The organism is Lentzea sp. NPDC036949 (assembly GCF_055608075.1).
Genome location: NZ_JBVJRA010000016.1, coordinates 57,991 through 75,347 on the forward strand (window position 1 = coordinate 57,991; position 17,357 = coordinate 75,347).

The 17,357-nt window shown below is 70.7% G+C and carries 21 protein-coding genes and 2 pseudogenes; 17 read left to right on the forward strand and 6 right to left on the reverse strand.

Annotated features, from left to right (window positions below):
- Window positions 1-570: 570 nt before the first annotated feature.
- The 13 genes and pseudogenes from ACZ7CD_RS33945 to ACZ7CD_RS34005 all read left to right on the forward strand — a co-directional run.
- Window positions 571-801 (forward strand): annotated as a pseudogene (locus tag ACZ7CD_RS33945) (LAGLIDADG family homing endonuclease); the annotation flags it as partial.
- A gap of 282 nt (window positions 802-1,083) precedes the next feature.
- A pseudogene (locus tag ACZ7CD_RS33950) lies at window positions 1,084-1,440 on the forward strand (PhoH family protein); the annotation flags it as partial.
- A 5-nt stretch (window positions 1,441-1,445) separates the two neighbouring features.
- The gene (ybeY, locus tag ACZ7CD_RS33955) at window positions 1,446-2,006 is read left to right on the forward strand and encodes an rRNA maturation RNase YbeY (RefSeq protein ID WP_360397165.1); all 561 of its coding nucleotides are present in this window, start codon (window positions 1,446-1,448) and stop codon (window positions 2,004-2,006) included.
- Between the two features lie 21 nt (window positions 2,007-2,027).
- Window positions 2,028-3,317, forward strand: a complete 1,290-nt coding sequence (locus tag ACZ7CD_RS33960; protein WP_360397166.1) for a hemolysin family protein — start codon at window positions 2,028-2,030, stop codon at window positions 3,315-3,317.
- Window positions 3,310-3,660 (forward strand): cytidine deaminase, encoded by a 351-nt coding sequence (locus tag ACZ7CD_RS33965; RefSeq protein ID WP_360397167.1) that lies wholly within the window; start codon window positions 3,310-3,312, stop codon window positions 3,658-3,660. Before ACZ7CD_RS33960 ends, ACZ7CD_RS33965 begins: the two co-directional genes overlap by 8 nt.
- A 44-nt stretch (window positions 3,661-3,704) precedes the next feature.
- The gene (locus ACZ7CD_RS33970) at window positions 3,705-4,601 is read left to right on the forward strand and encodes a PLL family lectin (RefSeq protein ID WP_360397168.1); all 897 of its coding nucleotides are present in this window, start codon (window positions 3,705-3,707) and stop codon (window positions 4,599-4,601) included.
- Window positions 4,602-4,677: 76 nt separating this feature from the next.
- Entirely contained in the window at window positions 4,678-5,574 is an 897-nt protein-coding gene (gene era, locus ACZ7CD_RS33975) for a GTPase Era (RefSeq protein ID WP_360397169.1), read from the forward strand.
- On the forward strand, window positions 5,574-6,326 hold the full coding sequence (recO, locus tag ACZ7CD_RS33980) for a DNA repair protein RecO (RefSeq protein WP_360397170.1): 753 nt from the start codon (window positions 5,574-5,576) through the stop codon (window positions 6,324-6,326). The genes era and recO overlap by 1 nt, the downstream gene beginning before the upstream one ends.
- Window positions 6,327-6,374: 48 nt before the next feature.
- Complete coding sequence (locus tag ACZ7CD_RS33985) at window positions 6,375-7,193, forward strand: isoprenyl transferase (RefSeq protein WP_360397171.1); 819 nt, start codon at window positions 6,375-6,377, stop codon at window positions 7,191-7,193.
- Window positions 7,190-7,588 carry a YbjN domain-containing protein gene (locus ACZ7CD_RS33990; protein ID WP_360397172.1) on the forward strand — a complete coding sequence of 133 codons (399 nt, stop codon included), beginning with the start codon at window positions 7,190-7,192 and terminating at the stop codon, window positions 7,586-7,588. The genes ACZ7CD_RS33985 and ACZ7CD_RS33990 overlap by 4 nt, the downstream gene beginning before the upstream one ends.
- 32 nt (window positions 7,589-7,620) lie before the next feature.
- Window positions 7,621-8,040: a hypothetical protein gene (locus ACZ7CD_RS33995; RefSeq protein ID WP_458433863.1), complete on the forward strand. Its 420-nt coding sequence runs from the start codon at window positions 7,621-7,623 to the stop codon at window positions 8,038-8,040.
- Window positions 8,037-9,047: a permease gene (locus ACZ7CD_RS34000; RefSeq protein WP_458433862.1), complete on the forward strand. Its 1,011-nt coding sequence runs from the start codon at window positions 8,037-8,039 to the stop codon at window positions 9,045-9,047. The genes ACZ7CD_RS33995 and ACZ7CD_RS34000 overlap by 4 nt, the downstream gene beginning before the upstream one ends.
- Window positions 9,044-9,763 (forward strand): TIGR03943 family putative permease subunit, encoded by a 720-nt coding sequence (locus tag ACZ7CD_RS34005; RefSeq protein WP_360397175.1) that lies wholly within the window; start codon window positions 9,044-9,046, stop codon window positions 9,761-9,763. Before ACZ7CD_RS34000 ends, ACZ7CD_RS34005 begins: the two co-directional genes overlap by 4 nt.
- Window positions 9,764-9,953: 190 nt before the next feature.
- Here ACZ7CD_RS34005 and ACZ7CD_RS34010 read toward each other — a convergent pair whose 3' ends face one another.
- Genes ACZ7CD_RS34010 through ACZ7CD_RS34020 form a run of 3 tightly spaced genes read right to left on the reverse strand, consistent with a single transcriptional unit; the run spans window position 9,954 to window position 10,989 of the window.
- The gene (locus ACZ7CD_RS34010; protein WP_360397176.1) at window positions 9,954-10,352 is read right to left on the reverse strand and encodes a Fur family transcriptional regulator; all 399 of its coding nucleotides are present in this window, start codon (window positions 10,350-10,352) and stop codon (window positions 9,954-9,956) included.
- Entirely contained in the window at window positions 10,349-10,699 is a 351-nt protein-coding gene (locus ACZ7CD_RS34015; RefSeq protein WP_065913762.1) for an ArsR/SmtB family transcription factor, read from the reverse strand. The genes ACZ7CD_RS34010 and ACZ7CD_RS34015 overlap by 4 nt, the downstream gene beginning before the upstream one ends.
- An 11-nt stretch (window positions 10,700-10,710) precedes the next feature.
- Entirely contained in the window at window positions 10,711-10,989 is a 279-nt protein-coding gene (locus ACZ7CD_RS34020) for a hypothetical protein (protein ID WP_360397177.1), read from the reverse strand.
- 17 nt (window positions 10,990-11,006) lie between these two features.
- Here ACZ7CD_RS34020 and ACZ7CD_RS34025 point away from each other — a divergent pair, with 17 nt between their 5' ends.
- Window positions 11,007-11,384 carry an antibiotic biosynthesis monooxygenase family protein gene (locus ACZ7CD_RS34025; protein ID WP_470380527.1) on the forward strand — a complete coding sequence of 126 codons (378 nt, stop codon included), beginning with the start codon at window positions 11,007-11,009 and terminating at the stop codon, window positions 11,382-11,384.
- On the opposite strand, the gene ACZ7CD_RS34030 is transcribed toward ACZ7CD_RS34025, so the two are convergent.
- Window positions 11,368-12,042, reverse strand: coding sequence for a tetratricopeptide repeat protein (locus ACZ7CD_RS34030; RefSeq protein WP_360397179.1), 675 nt, complete (start codon window positions 12,040-12,042; stop codon window positions 11,368-11,370). The two genes, ACZ7CD_RS34025 and ACZ7CD_RS34030, sit on opposite strands and share 17 nt — an antisense overlap.
- A 94-nt stretch (window positions 12,043-12,136) precedes the next feature.
- Here ACZ7CD_RS34030 and ACZ7CD_RS34035 point away from each other — a divergent pair, with 94 nt between their 5' ends.
- Entirely contained in the window at window positions 12,137-13,522 is a 1,386-nt protein-coding gene (locus tag ACZ7CD_RS34035; RefSeq protein WP_360397180.1) for a glycine--tRNA ligase, read from the forward strand.
- A gap of 238 nt (window positions 13,523-13,760) precedes the next feature.
- On the opposite strand, the gene ACZ7CD_RS34040 is transcribed toward ACZ7CD_RS34035, so the two are convergent.
- Together ACZ7CD_RS34040 and ACZ7CD_RS34045 are read right to left on the reverse strand one after the other, a co-directional pair.
- Complete coding sequence (locus tag ACZ7CD_RS34040; protein ID WP_470380528.1) at window positions 13,761-14,378, reverse strand: serine hydrolase; 618 nt, start codon at window positions 14,376-14,378, stop codon at window positions 13,761-13,763.
- Between the two features lie 268 nt (window positions 14,379-14,646).
- Window positions 14,647-15,378, reverse strand: coding sequence for a Type 1 glutamine amidotransferase-like domain-containing protein (locus tag ACZ7CD_RS34045; RefSeq protein ID WP_360397182.1), 732 nt, complete (start codon window positions 15,376-15,378; stop codon window positions 14,647-14,649).
- 51 nt (window positions 15,379-15,429) lie between these two features.
- Here ACZ7CD_RS34045 and ACZ7CD_RS34050 point away from each other — a divergent pair, with 51 nt between their 5' ends.
- Entirely contained in the window at window positions 15,430-16,104 is a 675-nt protein-coding gene (locus ACZ7CD_RS34050) for a YdcF family protein (protein WP_360397183.1), read from the forward strand.
- Complete coding sequence (locus ACZ7CD_RS34055; protein ID WP_360397184.1) at window positions 16,104-17,342, forward strand: deoxyguanosinetriphosphate triphosphohydrolase; 1,239 nt, start codon at window positions 16,104-16,106, stop codon at window positions 17,340-17,342. Before ACZ7CD_RS34050 ends, ACZ7CD_RS34055 begins: the two co-directional genes overlap by 1 nt.
- Window positions 17,343-17,357 lie beyond the last annotated feature (15 nt).

Consider the following 17,357-nt stretch of genomic DNA (forward strand, 5'->3'; position numbering starts at 1 on the left):
GCCCAGCCGATCTTCACCCCGGTGCTGACCCCGGAGGGCTTCCGGCCGATCGGGTCGCTCCAGGTCGGTGACCTGGTCATCGGCTCGAACGGTGAGCCGACGCCGGTGCTGGGCGTCTACCCGCAGGGGGAGAAGGACGTCTACCGGGTCACGGCCCAGGACGGTTCGTCCACCCTCGCGTGCGGTGAGCACCTGTGGACGGTCCGCACGGCGTCCGACCGCCGCCGCGACAAGCCGTGGCGGGTGCTCCAGACGAAGGAGATGATCGGCAACCTCCGTGCCGCGCACGCACGCCGGTATGAGCTGCCGATGCTCAGCGCGCCGGTGTGCCTGCCGGAACGCGAAGTGCCGATGGACGCGTACGCGCTCGGCCTGCTCATCGGCGACGGGTGCCTCACGGGCGCGACGACGCCGGCGTTCTCGACGGCCGACCCGGCTCTCGCCCTCGCCCTCCAGGTGGCATTGGAACCCGAGGTCGCGGTGGTCCGGAAGAACCGGGTCGACTACACGCTCAAGCGCGTCCGGCAGCCCGGCGACGTGGTCACCATCGCGAACCCGGTGACGAAGGTCATGCGCGAGCTCGGGCTGAACGGCACGCGCTCGCACACCAAGTTCGTACCGGAGGTCTACCTCCACAACAGCGCGGACGTGCGGCTGGCCGTTCTGCAGGGCTTGCTCGACTCCGACGGCGGTCCGGTCACCCAGGCCGAACGGACCTGCCGCATCCAGTACGTGACCACCTCGCCCCGCCTGCGGGACGACGTGGTCGGTCTGGTGCGTTCACTGGGCGGTGTCGCCTACTGGCGGTGCCGTCCCGCAGCCGGCCGCAAGCCCGGCATGGCCAAGGGCCGTGAGGTCGGGTACCGCCACGACGCCTACGTCCTGGACATCCGGCTGCCCGCGGGCATCGAGCCGTTCCGGCTCGAGCGCAAGCGGGAGAAGTACCGCGCCGCCGGTGGCGGTGGGCGTCCGATGCGCTTCATCGACAGCATCGAGCCCGCCGGTCGCACCGAGACGGTCTGCATCCAGGTCGCGGCGCAGGACTCCCTGTACGTGACCGAGGACCACCTGCTCACCCACAACACGCTCAACGACGCGTTCATCATCCTCGACGAGGCGCAGAACACGACGCCCGAGCAGATGAAGATGTTCCTCACCCGCCTGGGCTTCGGCTCCAAGGTCGTCGTGACCGGTGACATCACCCAGGTCGACCTCCCCGGCGGCCAGCGCAGTGGTCTGAGGGTCGTCCAGGAGATCCTCGACGGCGTCGACGACGTGCACTTCTCCGTGCTGACCAGCCAGGACGTGGTGCGCCACCGCCTGGTCGGCGACATCGTCGACGCGTACGAGAAGTGGCAGGTCGACCAGGACGCGCTGGACCAGAACGGGCGGCACCAGGGACCCGGTGCACGGCGGGGGAACCAGCGGCGGGGACGATAGGCGCCGTGAGCATCGAGATCGCCAACGAGTCGGGCGTCGGGGTCGACGAGGGTTCCATCGTCTCCGCCGCCCGCTTCGCGCTGGACCGCATGGGCGTGAGCCCGCTGGCCGAGCTGTCCGTCCTGCTCGTCGAGCTGGACGTCATGGCCGACCTGCACGAGCGCTGGATGGACCTGCCCGGTCCCACGGACGTCATGGCCTTCCCCATGGACGAGCTGGACTCGGCCCGCAGGCCCGACGCGGCGGGGCTCGGTCCCGCGCTGCTCGGGGACATCGTGCTGTGTCCGGCGTTCGCCAAGGACCAGGCCAAGAAGGCGGGCCACGGCCTGCTGGACGAGCTGCACCTGCTGACCGTGCACGGCGTGCTGCACCTGCTCGGCTACGACCACGCCGAGCCGGCCGAGGAACGTGAGATGTTCACGTTGCAGAACCGCATCCTCGCGGACTTCCGCGCGGCGCGGGACGAGGCCGAGCGGGCCGCGCACCAGCGCAGTGCGGATGACAAGGTGCTCGGCGCCGTCGGTCTCGACGAGCAGAAGCCGCTGCAGCACCCCGAAGAAGACTGATCGCGCCAAGAGAGACTGAGAATGAGCGAGAGCCCTGCCGGTCTCCTGCTGCTGGCCGTCGTCCTCGTGCTCGCCGCGGGCCTGTTCGCGTGTGCTGACGCCGCGCTGGGCACCGTGTCGAGTGCGCGGGTGGAAGCACTGCAACGGCAGGGCCGGTGGGGGACCGGCCAGCTGTTGCAGGTGCTCAACGACCGGCCGCGGCACGTCAACCTGTTGCTGCTGCTGCGGCTGTTCTGCGAGCTGTCCGCGACGGTGCTGGTCACGGGCGTGTTCCTGCAGTACGTCGAGGAGGACTGGCTCGCGGCGCTGTACTCGTGCCTGAGCATGCTGGTCGTGTCGTACGTGCTGGTGGGTGTCGGGCCGCGCACGATCGGCCGTCAGCACCCGTACGGCGTGAGCTTGGCCGCGGCGGGCACGGTCCGCCAGCTCGGCCGGGTGCTGGGGCCGTTGTCGAAGCTGCTGATCCTGATCGGCAACGCGATCACGCCGGGCAAGGGGTTCCGCGAGGGCCCGTTCTCCTCCGAGGTGGAGCTGCGCGAGCTCGTCGACATGGCGCAGGAGCGCGGTGTGGTCGACGAGGGCGAGCGGGAGATGATCCACTCGGTGTTCGAGCTGGGTGACACGATCGCCCGCGAGATCATGGTGCCGCGCACCGAGATCGTGTGGATCGAGCAGGCCAAGTCGCTGCGGCAGGCGCTCGCGCTGTCGTTGCGCACCGGCTACACCCGCGTGCCGGTGATCGGGGAGAGCGTCGACGACATCCTGGGCGTGGTGAACCTCAAGGACCTGATGCGGGCGACGCTCGCGGAGGACGAGAACCCCGAGCACGTCGCCGAGCTGATGCGGCCGGTGAGCTTCATCCCGGACACGAAGCCGATCGCGGACCTGCTGCGGGAGATGCAGCTGTCGCGGCGGCACATGGCGATCGTGGTCGACGAGTACGGCGGCACGGCGGGGCTGCTGACGATCGAGGACATCCTCGAGGAGATCGTCGGCGAGATCACCGACGAGTCCGACACCGACGACCGTCCGCCGGTGGAGCACCTGCCCGACGGGACGGTGCGGGTGAGCGCGCGGCTGCCGGTCGACGACCTGGACGCGTTGTTCGGCACCGAGCTCGACGACCACGAGGTGGAGACCGTCGGCGGCCTGCTCGCGCAGCGCCTGGGCCGGGTGCCGCTGCCCGGCACGGAGGCGGAGATCGCCGGTCTGCGCATGCGGGCGGAGGGCGGCAAGGACGAACGCGGCCGCATCAGGGTCACCACGGTGCTGGTGCGCCCGCTGCCCAACCAGGAGGAGAAGGATGACTGACGCCGGTGTCGACGGCCTGGGTGCCGAGGACGCGAAGCTCGTCACGCTCGCGCGGTCGGTGCGTGCGCGCAACGGTGCGGCGGAGGGTGCCGCGGTCCGCGACCTGGACGGGCGCACCTACAACGCGTCCACGGTGTCGTTGCCGTCGTTGCGGCTCACCGCGCTGCAGGCGGCCGTCGCGGCTGCGGTGTCGAGCGGTGCGGAGGGCTTGGAGGCGGCGGTCGTGGTGACCGACGCGGGCGGTCTGGACGAGGCGTCCGTGGCGGCGGTGCGGGATCTCGCGGCAACTGCGCCGGTTTTTCGTGCAACTTCGGCCGGAGAGGTCGCGGACGTGGTGCGCTGACCCCGTGGGCGGGGGAGCCCGCCTGGTACGAGGGGGAAGTGCGGATGAGACGTTTGACCGCTTTGTTCAGCGTGCTCGCGATCGCCGCGGGCACGCTGTTCCTGTCCGGGCCGGTGGCGCACGCGGCCTGGAGCGACTGGACCGGGCACGGCGGGCAGGTGTACGGCACGCCCGCCGTCACGACGTGGGGTCCCGGCCGGCTCGACGTGTTCGCCGTGGGCACCGACTACGCGTTGCGGCACCGGGTGTACGAGAACGGCCGTTGGCACGACTGGGAGTCGCTCGGCGGGTACCTCACGACCTCGCCGTCCGCGGTGGCGTGGGGTCCCGGCCGCATCGACGTGGTGGCCGGTGACGCCGCGGGCGGGGTGCAGCGGCTGGTCTACGACGGCGTGTGGCGCCCGTGGGAGACGCTCGACACCGGCACGTACCGCTACGGCGCGGCGATCTCGTCGCGCGGTCCCGGCCGGCTCGACCTGTTCACCGTCGGCCGCGGCGGCGCCGGGGACACCGGTCTGCACGTGAAGAGCTTCGCCGACGGCACCTGGTCGGGCTGGACCGCGCTGGGCGGCGACCTGGCCTCGACGCCAGCGGCGGTGTCGTGGGACGCGAACCGGGTCGACGTGTTCGCGAAGGGCGCCGACAGCTCGCTGCACCACACGTGGGCCGACAACGGCGTGTGGGGGTCGTGGGAGTCGCTGGGCGGGGGCATCGACCAGGCACCGGGTGTCGCGTCGTGGGCGCCCGGCCGGCTCGACGTGTTCGCCCGCGGCACGGACAACTCGCTCTACCACAAGGCGTTCGACACGGTCTGGCACGCGTGGGAGTGGCACGGCGGGGTGCTGTCGTCCGGTGCCGCCGCGGTGTCGTGGGGCCCGAACCGCATCGACGCCTTCGTGACCGGCAACGACAGCGCGGTGCACCAGAAGGCCTGGTCCTGACGGTCGTGTGCGGCGTGGAATAGCAGATCCTGGGACCGGCGACAACCCCGTTGCCGGTCCCAGGGACAATGGCGGGATGGATGGTTACCGCTCCGGGTTCGCGTGCTTCGTCGGCCGCCCGAACGCAGGGAAGTCGACGCTGACGAACGCGCTGGTGGGCACGAAGGTCGCCATCACGTCGAGCAAGCCGCAGACGACCCGGCACACGATCCGCGGCATCGTGCACCGCGAGGACGGCCAGCTGGTGCTGGTGGACACGCCGGGGTTGCACCGGCCGCGCACGTTGCTGGGTCAGCGCCTGAACGACCTGGTGCGCGAGACGTGGTCGGAGGTCGACGTGGTCGGCTTCTGCGTGCCGGCCGACCAGAAGGTCGGGCCGGGCGACAAGTTCATCGCCGCCGAGCTGGAGAAGGTCGCGAAGCGCACGCCGGTGGTCGGCATCGTCACCAAGACCGACCTGGTGTCGCAGCAGCAGGTGGTGGAGCAGCTGCTCGCGTTGCAGAAGGTCATGGAGTTCGCCGAGATCATCCCGGTGTCGGCGGTCGACGGCTTCCAGGTCGACAAGCTCGGTGACCTGCTGCTGGGCAAGCTGCCGGAGGGCCCGCCGCTGTACCCGGACGGCGACCTGACCGACGAGCCGGAGCAGACGCTGGTCGGCGAGCTGATCCGCGAGGCCGCGCTGGAGGGCGTGCGCGACGAGCTGCCGCACTCCATCGCCGTGGTGGTCGAGGAGATGCTGCCGCGCGAGGGCCGCGACGACCTGATCGACATCCACGCGTTCGTGTTCGTGGAGCGGCCGTCGCAGAAGGCGATCATCCTGGGGCACCGGGGTGAGCGGCTCAAGCAGGTCGGCACGGCCGCGCGCAAGCAGATCGAGGCGCTGCTGGGCACCCGCGTGTACCTGGACCTGCACATCAAGATCGCCAAGGACTGGCAGCGCGACCCGAAGCAGTTGCGCCGCCTGGGCTTCTGATGGCGAACCTGTACCGCGACACCGGGATCGTGCTGCGCGTGCAGAAGCTCGGTGAAGCGGACCGGATCATCACCTTCCTGACCCAGCGGCACGGCAAGCTGCGCGCCGTGGCCAAGGGCGTGCGCCGCACGACGTCGAAGTTCGGCGCGCGGCTGGAGCCGTTCTGCCACGTCGACGCGCAGTTCCACCCCGGCCGTTCGCTCGACATCGTCACGCAGGTGCAGACGCTCGACGCGTTCGGCGTGGGCATCGTGGACGACTACCAGCGCTACACGGCCGCGTGCGCGGTGCTGGAGACCGCCGACCGCCTCACCGCCGAAGAGGGCGAACCGGCCGTGCGGCTGTACCTGCTGGTCGCGGGCGCGCTGCGGGCGTTGGCGGCGGCTGAGCGCGATCCGTCGCTGGTCCTGGACGCGTTCCTGATGCGGGCGATGTCGTTCGCCGGGTGGGCGCCCGCGGTCAACGAGTGCGCGAAGTGCGGTGACCCCGGTCCGCACCGCGCGTTCAGCGTCCAGGCCGGTGGGTCGGTGTGCCCGAACTGCCGTCCGCCGGGGTCCGCGTCGCCGTCGAGCGACACGCTGTCGTTGCTGTCCGCGTTGCTGCACGGGCAGTGGGACGTGGTCGACGGGATTCCGCACCTGGCCCGCCGTGACGCGAGTGGGCTGGTCGCGGCGCACCTGCAGTGGCACCTGGAGCGGCAGCTGCGGTCGTTGCCGTTGGTCGAGCGCAAGGCCCGTGCCGACGAAGGCTAATGTGGCGCCTACCGACAACGGTTTTCGCCCGAGAGGATGCCTGGTCCAATGCTGCGTCGACGTCGTGCCGAGGCTGAGAAGCGCGTGCCGCGCCCGCCGGAGCCGCACCCGTCCGGCGCTGTGCCCCCGGCGATCCCGGCCGAGTTCGTGCCCAAGCACATCGCGATCGTCATGGACGGCAACGGCCGCTGGGCCAACCAGCGCGGCCTGTCCAGGGTCGAGGGCCACAAGCGCGGTGAGCAGGTCGTCGTCGAGGTCGCCAAGGGCGCGATCGAGATGGGTGTGAAGTGGCTGTCGTTGTACGCCTTCTCCACGGAGAACTGGCGCCGCAGCCCGGAAGAGGTCCGCTTCCTGATGGGCTTCTCCCGCGACGTGATCCACCACCGCACCGACGAGCTCGACGAGCTGGGCGTGCGGGTGCGCTGGGCGGGGCGCCGGCCGCGGTTGTGGCGCAGCGTCATCAAGGAGCTGGAGGTCGCGGAGGAGCGCACCCGCGACAACGACCGGCTGAACCTCGCGATGTGCATCAACTACGGTGGCCGCGCCGAGATCGGTGACGCCGCCCGCGAGATCGCGCGGCTGGTCGCCGCCGGGCAGCTCAACCCGGAGAAGGTCGACGAGAAGACCCTCGCCCGCTACCTGTACCAGCCCGAGATGCCGGACGTGGACCTGTTCATCCGGCCGTCCGGCGAGCAGCGCACCTCGAACTTCATGCTCTGGCAGTCCGCGTACGCCGAGCTGGTGTTCCAGGACATCCTCTGGCCCGACTTCGACCGCCGCGACCTGTGGCGCGCCTGCGAGAAGTTCGCCGAGCGCGACCGGCGCTTCGGTGGTGCGGTCGACAAGCCCGACTCGGAGGTCTCGTGAACGCGACAGGTGACGCCCTGGAGTCCGCCCGCAAGGCGCTGGAGCTGTTCCACGACGTCGCGGTCGACGACGACGGCGCGCTCAGCTTCCGTCACGGCGACGTGCCGTGCGCGGTGCAGGGCATGGAGCTGGCCGACGGCCTGACCGTTCTCTCGCTGACGTGCGTCGTCGCGTGGGACCTGCCGGCCGACGCCGCCGTCTGGGTGGCGGAACGCGCTGGTCAGGGCCTCTTCGGCACGCTCGGCGTGATCGCGTCCCAGCGCGGTGTCGACGTGATGCTGCGGTACGCGTTCCCGGCGGACGGGCTCAAGCCCGAGCCGCTGAGCACGCTGCTCATGCTCGTCGTCTCGACCGCGTCGCAGGTGCGCGGCGAGCTGCTGTCCCGCTTCTCCTAGCTTTTCAGAAAGGAACCCCTTCCATGGGTGGCGTGATCATTTACGAGCCGGAAGAGGACTCCGAGGTCAACGAGTTCCCGTGGACGGTGACGTTCGAGCCGTCCGGCGGGGAGGAGTGGGACTCCTTCATCTGCGGGCCCTACGAGCGCGACCACGCGGTGGCGCTGGCCGAGGCCGTGGCGCTCGACGACACCGAGGGCGGCGTGCTGGCCGTCGTCGCGCCGATGCTGCCGGCGCTGAGTGCGGCCGACGTCATCGCGACGATCGAGGACCTGCGTGAAGCCGCGGCCGAGGAGGACGAGGCCGAGGACGACACCGTCAACGGCACCGCGGTCGACTTCGACGACGAGGAGCTCGTCGAGGAGGAGGCCGAGTTCGCGGAGCCGCCCTCGCCCGAGGAGGTCCGCGCGGGCATGGAGCGCACCTACCGCAGGCTGCTGGACGCGGAATGACGATCACCGGCGAGATCCGCTCGCCGAAGCGCCGCTCCGGCCCGCCTCGGCTGAAGATCACGTCGTTGGAGGTGCTGTGCGGGGTGCTCGTCCTCGCACTGCTCTTCCAGTCCCGGCTCGTCGACCTGCTCGACGTGCCGAAGCTGCGCACCGCCTCGACGGTGTTCGTCGCCATCTGCGTGCAGGCCATGCCGTTCCTGGTGCTGGGCGTGCTGATCTCGGGCGCGATCGCGGCGTTCGTCCCGGCCTCGGTGCTGCGCAGGGCGCTGCCGTCGAAGACGGCGCTGGCGGTCCCGGTCGCGGGTGTCGCGGGCGTGGCGCTGCCGGGCTGCGAGTGCGCGTCGGTGCCGGTGGCGCGGCGGCTCATGCAGCAGGGCGTGGCACCCGCGGTGGCGCTGACGTTCCTGCTCGCGGCCCCCGCCGTGAACCCGATCGTGCTGGTCTCGACGGCGGTGGCGTTCAACGACACCCCGATGATGGTCGTCGCGCGGTTCGCCGGCTCGCTGCTCACGGCGATGGTCATGGGCTGGCTGTGGGTCCGCTTCGGCAAGGCCGAGTGGATCGCGGAACGGGCGCTGGCCCGCATGAAGGACAACACCGGCGCCAACAGGTGGACCGTTTTCGCCGAGAGCGCGCGGCACGACCTGGTCGACGCCGGCGGGTTCCTCGTGCTCGGCGGCCTGTTCGCGGCGGCGTTCAAGACGTTCGTGCCAGTGGCCTGGATGGAGACCATCGGCGGCCAGATCGTGCTGGGCGTGCTGGTCATGGCGGTCCTGGCGGTCGTGCTGGCGCTGTGCTCGGAGGCCGACGCGTTCGTGGCCGTCGCGTTCTCCGCACTGCCGCTGCTGCCGCGCCTGGTGTTCCTGGTCGTCGGCCCCGCCGTCGACGTGAAGCTGATCGCCCTGCAGGCGGGTGCGTTCGGCAGGTCCTTCGCCTTCCGCTTCGCACCCGCCACCTTCGTGGTGGCGATCTTGTGCGCGGTCCTGACCGGGGTGGTGCTGCTGTGAGGCGGGAAACCCAGAACATCCTGCTGGTCCTGCTCGGCGGTGCACTGCTGAAGATCAGTTTCTCGGGCCTGTACCTGCGCTACGTGAAGCCGGGCCTGTTGCCCCTGCTGATCGCGGGCGGCGTGATCATGATCGGCCTGGCGCTGTTCGCGATCGTCCGCGACATCCGCGCGGCCAGGCCGGTCGAGGCCGCGGACCACGACCACGCCGAACTCGGTCACGAGCACTCGTCGCGTTCGACGTGGCTGTTGCTGCTGCCGGTGCTCGCCGTGTTCCTGATCTCGCCCCCCGCGCTGGGCGGTGACGTCGTGGGCTCTGCCGCCGACACCAACCAGACGCAGCGCGCCCGCAACCTGCTCGGCGAGCTGCCCTCCGGTGACGTCATCCCGCTGTCGATGACCGAGTTCATCACCCGCACGGCGTGGGACGAGTCCGGCACGCTCGACGGCCGCAAGGTCAAGCTCACCGGCTTCCTGACCCGCGCGGAGGGCTCGACGTACGTGGCCCGCATCGCGATCTCGTGCTGCGCCGCCGACGCCCGCCCGCTCAAGGTGAAGCTGCTCGGCGACGTGCCGGCGCTGCCCGACGAGCAGTGGGTCGAGGTGACCGGCCAGGTGGTGCCGAAGTCGGCGTCGGAGCAGACGTCGTGGGTGCCGAGCTTCACCGTGGAGTCGTCCGACCCGGTCGCCGAACCTGCCGAACCCTACGAGTCCTGACCGTCCGTTCCCGCGTGCACGCGGGGACCCTTCGTACCCCACAACGGTACGAAAGCTCCCCGCGTGCACTAAGCCGGTGGCCGAGTCGGCCGAGCCCTACGAGAGCTGAGCGGCCGTTCCCGAGTGCACGCGGGGACCTTTCGTACCCCACAACGGTACGAAAGGTCCCCGCGTGCGCTGGGCCGGTGGGCTACTTGAGGCCCTTGGCGGTGCACTCCGCGCACGTCCCGAAGATCTCGACGGTGTGCGAGACCTCCGAGAAGCCGTTCTCCGCCGCCACCCGGTCCGCCCACTTCTCGACCGCGGGGCCCTCGACCTCGACGGTGCGGCCGCAGTGGCGGCACACCAGGTGATGGTGGTGGTGGGCGGAGCAGCGGCGGTAGATGGCCTCGCCGGTGTCCGTGCGCAGCACGTCGACCTGGCCCGCGTCGGCCAGCGACTGCAGGGTGCGGTAGACCGTGGTCAGGCCGATGCCCTCGCCGCGGCGGCGGAGCTCCTCGTGCAGTTCCTGGGCGCTGCGGAAGTCGTCGAGCTGGTCGAGCAGGTTCGAGACGGCCGTGCGCTGCTTGGTGGACCTGAGTCCGGTCACAACTTCTCCTCGACGTGCGTCACAGCGTCTACCACTATGTGCGCCAGGTGTTCGTCCACGAGCCGATAGACGACCTCGCGGCCATGCCGTTCGCCGTGCACCACGCCCGCTGACTTGAGCACGCGCAGGTGCTGGCTGATGAGCGGCTGCGCGACGCCCAGCGCCTCGACCAGCTCGTGCACGCAACGGTCGTGTTCCTGCAGTTGGAGCACGATGGCGATGCGCACGGGAGCGGCGAGTGCGCGGAGCAGGTCGCCGGCCGCGGCCAGGGTCTGCGCGGAGCGCGGTGGCAGCGGTGCGGGGGCCGCGCGTTCGGGGGAGTGCTCGCCGTGCAGCTGGACGGTCATGGCGGCACACCTCACCTGGTAGGGATTTTCAGAACCAATTCTAGTGCGATGAGGACGAGTACCAGCAGGACCACCACGCGCAACGTGCGGTGAGCTGGGGAAAGAACCTTCCAGGTGGCGGCCAGGAGGGCGACGGCACCGACGATCAGGACGCCCAGCAGCACCGCGCCGACCGTGCCGCCGACCAAGACACCCGTGACGAACAGGGCGAGCACGGCGAGGAACGCCACCGCCGGGCGCACGCGGGCGAGCGGACCGTCGCCGGGCAGGAGAGGGCGCTTGGAGTTCACCGTGCCATCCTTGCACCGTGCTGCTCGTGTGCCGGTTCCGCGTGTCCGACCCAGAGGCGTTCACCGCGCGGGTGAGACGCGCCCTCGAGCTCCTGACCGCCCAGCCGGGATGTCTCAGGGGCGCGCTGGCGCGGTCCACCGACGAGGACGACCGCTGGGTGCTCACGGTGGAGTTCGAGTCCGTGGTCGCCTACCGGCGGGCGATGTCGCCGTTCCCGGTGCGCGAGCACGTGGTGCCGTTGCTGTCCGAGGCGTTGACCGACGAGCCCGCGATGTACGAGCCGACGCTGACCAGCACCGGCGGCGCGGTCGAGGAGCACACGAGCCTGCTTGCCGAGGACGCATTCACGGTGCGGCTGGGCGAGGCGGCGGGCCCGGCTACGCCTCGGCGATAGCCCGCATCTCCTCGACCCACTCGTCGTGCGAGTCGTGGGGGAGCAGCTCCAGCGCCCTGCGCGCCGCCGCCGCGGCCTCCTCGGTGCGGCCCAGCGCGTGCAGCGTCTTGGCCTTGCCGCTCTCCGCGTACGCCTCCGGCGTCTTCTCGAACGCCTCCAGCGCCTCGTCGAAGCGGCCGTTCTCGAAGTAGTACCAGCCCAGGTTGTTGTGCAGCGGACCCAGCCAGCGGCCCAGCTCCGGGTTGCCCCCGACCAGCTCCAGGCCCTGCTTCGTCCACTTCTCCGGGTCGTCGACCAGCGACGCCATGTGCGCGGCGTCCACGGCCAGCGACAGGTCACCGCGGGTCTTGGCGAGGATGAACGCCGCCACGAACAGCGGTTGCGCCGCCTGCGGGTCACCGGCGGAGCGGTGCAGCCGGCCGCGTTCGAGCAGCACCCGCACACGGCCGGTGGAGTCGGGCGCGATCAGCGCCTCCGCCTCGTCGACGAGCGCGTGACCTGCGGCGAAGTTCTCCCGCAAACCCTCGGCGCGGGCGAGCTGGGTCAGCACCTCCGCCCGCTCGTCGTCGGTGCGCACGTTCTCCAGGAACGCGCGGAACCGCGCCTCGGTGCCGTCGAGGTCGGCGAAGTCCCACAGCTCCCGCAGCCGGTCTTCCATTCGTGCAGGGTAAGGCTCCGGTCGCCCGTTCGGGGCGCGACGTGACGGGCTAGGCTGTGGCCCCCGATTCTCATTCCCCCGTTGGAGTTCGAAGTTGGCCGCCGATCGCATCGAGACCGTTGTCAGCCTCTGCAAGCGCAGGGGGTTCGTCTACCCGTGCGGGGAGATCTACGGCGGTACCCGCTCGGCGTGGGACTACGGCCCCCTGGGCGTGGAGCTCAAGGACAACATCAAGCGCCAGTGGTGGAACTTCATGGTCCGCGGCCGCGAGGACGTCGTCGGCCTGGACTCGTCGGTCATCCTGCCGCGTGACGTGTGGGTCGCCTCCGGTCACGTCGAGGCGTTCGTCGACCCGCTGATCGAGTGCGAGTCGTGCCACAAGCGGTTCCGCGCGGACACCCTGTCCGAGGAGTACGCCGAGCGCACCGGCAAGGAGGTCGCCGAGGGCGACGTCTCCGACGTGCCGTGCCCCAACTGCGGCGTGCGCGGCAAGTACACCGAGCCGAAGATGTTCAACGGCCTGCTCAAGACGCACCTCGGTCCGGTCGAGACCGAGGAGGGCCTGCACTACCTGCGCCCGGAGACCGCGCAGGGCATCTTCACGAACTTCCTGAACGTGCAGACGACCTCGCGCAAGAAGCCGCCGTTCGGCATCGGCCAGATCGGCAAGTCGTTCCGCAACGAGATCACGCCGGGCAACTTCATCTTCCGCACCCGCGAGTTCGAGCAGATGGAGATGGAGTTCTTCGTCGAGCCCGGCACGGACGAGGAATGGCACCAGTACTGGATCGACGAGCGCACCCGCTGGTACACGGAACTGGGTGTGTCGAAGGAGAACCTGCGCCACTACGAGCACCCGAAGGAGAAGCTGTCGCACTACTCGAAGCGGACCGTCGACATCGAGTACCGCTTCCAGTTCGGCGGCCAGGAGTGGGGCGAGCTCGAGGGCATCGCCAACCGCACCGACTTCGACCTCACCACGCACTCCAACGCCTCGGGTGTCGACCTGTCGTACTTCGACCAGGCCACGAACTCGCGCTACAAGCCGTTCGTCATCGAGCCCGCGGCGGGTGTCGGCCGGCCGATGATGGCGTTCCTGCTGGAGGCCTACACCGAGGACGAGGCCCCGAACGCCAAGGGCGGTGTCGACAAGCGCGTCGTGCTGAAGCTCGACCGCAGGCTCGCACCGGTGAAGGTCGCCGTGCTGCCGTTGTCGCGCAACGCCGACCTCTCGCCGAAGGCCCGTGACCTCGCGACGGACCTGCGCCGCAACTGGAACGTCGACTTCGACGACGCGGGTGCCATCGGTCGCCGCTACCGCCGCCAGGACGAGATCGGCACGCCGTTCTGCGTGACGGTCGACTTCGACACGCTCACCGACCTCGCCGTGACGGTGAGGGAGCGGGACACGATGTCGCAGGAGCGGGTGGCGATGGACCAGCTGGAGTCGTACCTGGCCGCGCGCCTGGTCGGCTGCTGAGCCGCACACGGGTTCCGCGGAGCGGGTCGGGCGTCGAGCCCGGCCCGCTTTCGCGTTGTCCGGGGGTGTTGTGCGCTCGGGCGGGCGACCGGGAACGGTGGGCCGGGTGGGTCGGGGCGGCGGTGGGCGCCGCTGACGCGGGTGGTTGACGTGCACGCCGTGCGCGACGGGATCGTGCTCGCCCACCTGATGGTGCGCGAGTGCACCGGGGAGCGGTCCTGGCCGAAACCGGAACGGCTCAGCCGTTGACGCCGAGCTTCGCGAGCAGCGCGGTGGTCACGGCGTCGATGGCTTGGCGCGCGGTGGTCCAGGACCCGGTCGGGCTCGTGGTGAGGACGGCGACGGCGTAGCGGTCGTCGAGCACGCCGGCGCTGTGCAGGTAGACGTCGCTGGGCAGGTAGTACATCCAGCCCTGCTTGGCGTACGCGCCGGTGCCGCCGAGCAGGCCGAACGCCTGGTCGAAGCCGTCGGCCGCGGTGGCGGGCGCCGCGGACAGAGCCGTGACGACCGCGTCGCGCACCGGCGAGCTGAGGACGTACCGGTAGAGCCGCACCATGTCGTCGGCCGTGATGACGACCTCGCCCCACTGCGACGGGTCGTCCGGCGCGTGCGTGCCGGTGAGTCCGGCGGCCGCGGCGACGCGACCGATGGCGCCCACGCCGTCGAACCTGGTCCAGAGCACGTCCATCGCGCTGTCGTCGCTCGCGCTCAACGCGCGATGTATCAGTTCGCGGTCCGCGTCGGTCACGGGCTGCTGGAGCGCGTCCACCGCCAGCAGCAGCTTCGACAACGACGCCGAGTAGAACTGCTGCTCGCCCTGCTGCTCGACGAGCTGACCCGTCTTCAGGTCGAGCACCGCGACGCCGACGTCAGACGCACCGCCCGCAGCTACCGCCGCCGATATGTCAGCTGCTGATATATCGGATATCGCCGACGAACCCGTATCCGATATATCGCCGGTAGCTCCGGAGTCCGGGCTGATATCCAGTACATCAGGTCCACGGAAAACTGATATATCGGATATCGGTTGGCCGTGGGCGAAGCAGGGCGCGGCGTCCGGGACCACGTAGACGGCCGCCGCGATGAGGACGATCAGCAGCCGGCGCACACCTCCAAGGTGTGCCTCACAGCAGGCGGGTGTCGAGCTTTTCCTCCTGTGCGGTTGCTGAAGAAACGTCCCTGGTCACGACGTACGCGCCGCTGCCGGGACGTTCCGCCACGGCCTCGACGAGCTCGGTGCCGCGGTAGAGCAGCCCGGCGCCGTCGTCGGTGCAGTAGGTCGTCGGCAGCACGCCCGCGGCCACCGCCTCGTGGACCTTGGGCCGGCGCTGCTCCTCGGAGTCGTAGTGCACGCCGTTGCCGTAGGGCAGCAGGCCGAGGCCGTTGGTGACGATGCGCAGGTCCGGTCCGAACGAGTCGGTCGCGCCGCCGGTGTGCCAGCAGATCGAGCCCGCGGAGACACCGCTGAGCACGACACCGGCCTCCCACGCCTTGCGGAACACCGGTCCGAGGCCGTGCACCTCCCACACCGCGAGCAGGTTCGCCACCGAACCGCCGCCCACCCACACGACGTCCTGCGCCAGCACGAACGACTCCAGGTCGTCGGTCGGCGGCATCGTGAACAGGTTGAGCACCGACACCTCGACGCCGGCGACGGCACCGGCCTCGACCACGTTGGCGTTCATCGCCCGCTGGTCGCCGCCCGCTGTCCCGACGTGGCAGAACCGCGGCTTGCGCCCCTGCACCCCGGACAGCTCCAGGGCGAAGTGGATCAGCTTGTTGAACTCGAGGTTGGTCCGGCGGCCGGAGCGGTAGCCCCCGGACGTCGCGAGGATGGTCGGCTGCTCAGCAGGCATGACGAAGATCCTCGCAGGGGCGTCAACGCGGGACCCCCGCCGTCTGGGAGCATGCTGGGTGTGCGGACGACCACCCTGAGACCACTCGCCAGGATTCGCCGGATCGTGTTGCGCCTCGTCTTCGGTGCGCTGGTCGTCGGGCTGCTGGTCGTGGGCGGCACGGCGGTCCGCGTGTGGCAGGTCGCGCGGGTGGACGACTGGACGAAGGCCGACATGGCGATCGTCCTGGGCGCCGCGCAGTACAACGGCGTGCCCTCCGACGTGCTCGAAGCCCGCCTGGGACACGCACTCGGGCTCTACCAGGAGGGCGTCGTCCGGTACATCGCCACCACCGGCGGCCGCCAGCCCGGCGACAACTTCACCGAGGGCCAGGTCGGCAAGCTGTGGCTGGTCGAGCGCGGGGTTCCCGAGGACCGGGTGCTGCAGGTCGGCGAGGGCGCGGACACGCTCGGCTCGCTGCGCGCCGTCGCGTCGGTCGCCAAGGAGCGCGACCTCAAGACCGCCGTGATCGTCAGCGACCCGTGGCACTCGCTGCGCGCCCGCACGATGGCCGAGGACGCCGGCCTGCGCGCGTGGACGTCGCCGACCAGGGTCGGCCCGAACGTGCAGACCCGCCAAGCGCAGCTGTTCTACATCAAGCGCGAGACCGGGGCGTTGCTGTACTACCGGCTGATGAAGGCGCACGCAGGCGTGTTCGACGAGCTCAAGCTCCCTAAGATCGGGTGATGGGATACACCGGCCACGACGCGGAGCGCCTGCTCGCGGAAGGACCCAAGAGCGCCGCGCTGCCGGGGGCCCGCACAGAAAAGCGCACCCCGTTCTCCCGCGACCGCGCCCGCGTCCTGCACTCCGCGGCGCTGCGCAGGCTCGCCGGCAAGACCCAGGTCGTCGGCCCTGGTGAGGGCTCCGAGGTCACCGGTGTGCCGCGGACCCGCCTGACGCACTCGCTGGAGGTCGCCCAGATCGGCCGCGGCATCGGCGAGGAGCTCGGCTGCGACCCGGACATCGTCGACACGGCCGGTCTCGCGCACGACATCGGCCACCCGCCGTTCGGGCACAACGGCGAGAGGGCGCTGAACGAGCTCGCGGGCCCGTGCGGTGGTTTTGAGGGGAACGCGCAGACGTTCCGCATCCTCGCCCGCCTCGAACCCAAGTCGCGGCACGGCCTCAACCTCACGCGCGCGGTGCTCGACGCGGCGACGAAGTACCCGTGGCCGCGCACGCCGGGCGTGGTGAAGTTCGGCGCGTACGACGACGACCTCGACGTGTTCGAGTGGATGCGCGCGGGCGCACCGGACCGGGCGAGGTGCATCGAGGCGCAGGTGATGGACTGGTCCGACGACGTCGCGTACTCGGTGCACGACGTCGAGGACGGCGTGCTGGCCCACCGCATCAGCCTCGCCGCGCTCGCCCGCCCCGACGAACGGGCCGCGATCGCCTCGCTGGCCGCGAAGACGTTCTCCGACGAGTCGGTCGCCACGCTGGAGGCCACCGCGCAGCAGCTCGTCGAGCTGCCCGTGATCGCGTACTTCACCGAACACGAGTACGACGGCTCGCTCGGCGCGCAGGTCGCGTTGAAGAACCTCACCAGCGAGCTGGTCGGCCGGTTCGCGAGCGCCGCCGTCACCGCGACCCGCGCCGTGCACGGCGACGGCCCGCTGACCAGGTACGGGGCCGCGCTGGAGGTCCCCGGCCAGGTCGCGGCCGAGGTGGCGCTGCTCAAGGCGATGGCCGTCCGCTACGTCATGAGCGACCCGGCCCGCCTGGCCATGCAGGCCGCGCAACGCGAGCTGATCACCGAGCTCGTCACCCGCCTGCTGCGGCGCCCGGAACTGCTCGACCCCGCGTTCCGCCCGGTGTTCGCCGCCGCCACCACCGACGCGGCCCGGCTGCGCGTCGTGGTCGACCAGGTCGCCCTGCTGACCGACGCGCAGGCCGTGGCCTGGCACCGCGCATCGGCGTAGCTTCGGGGGAACAGG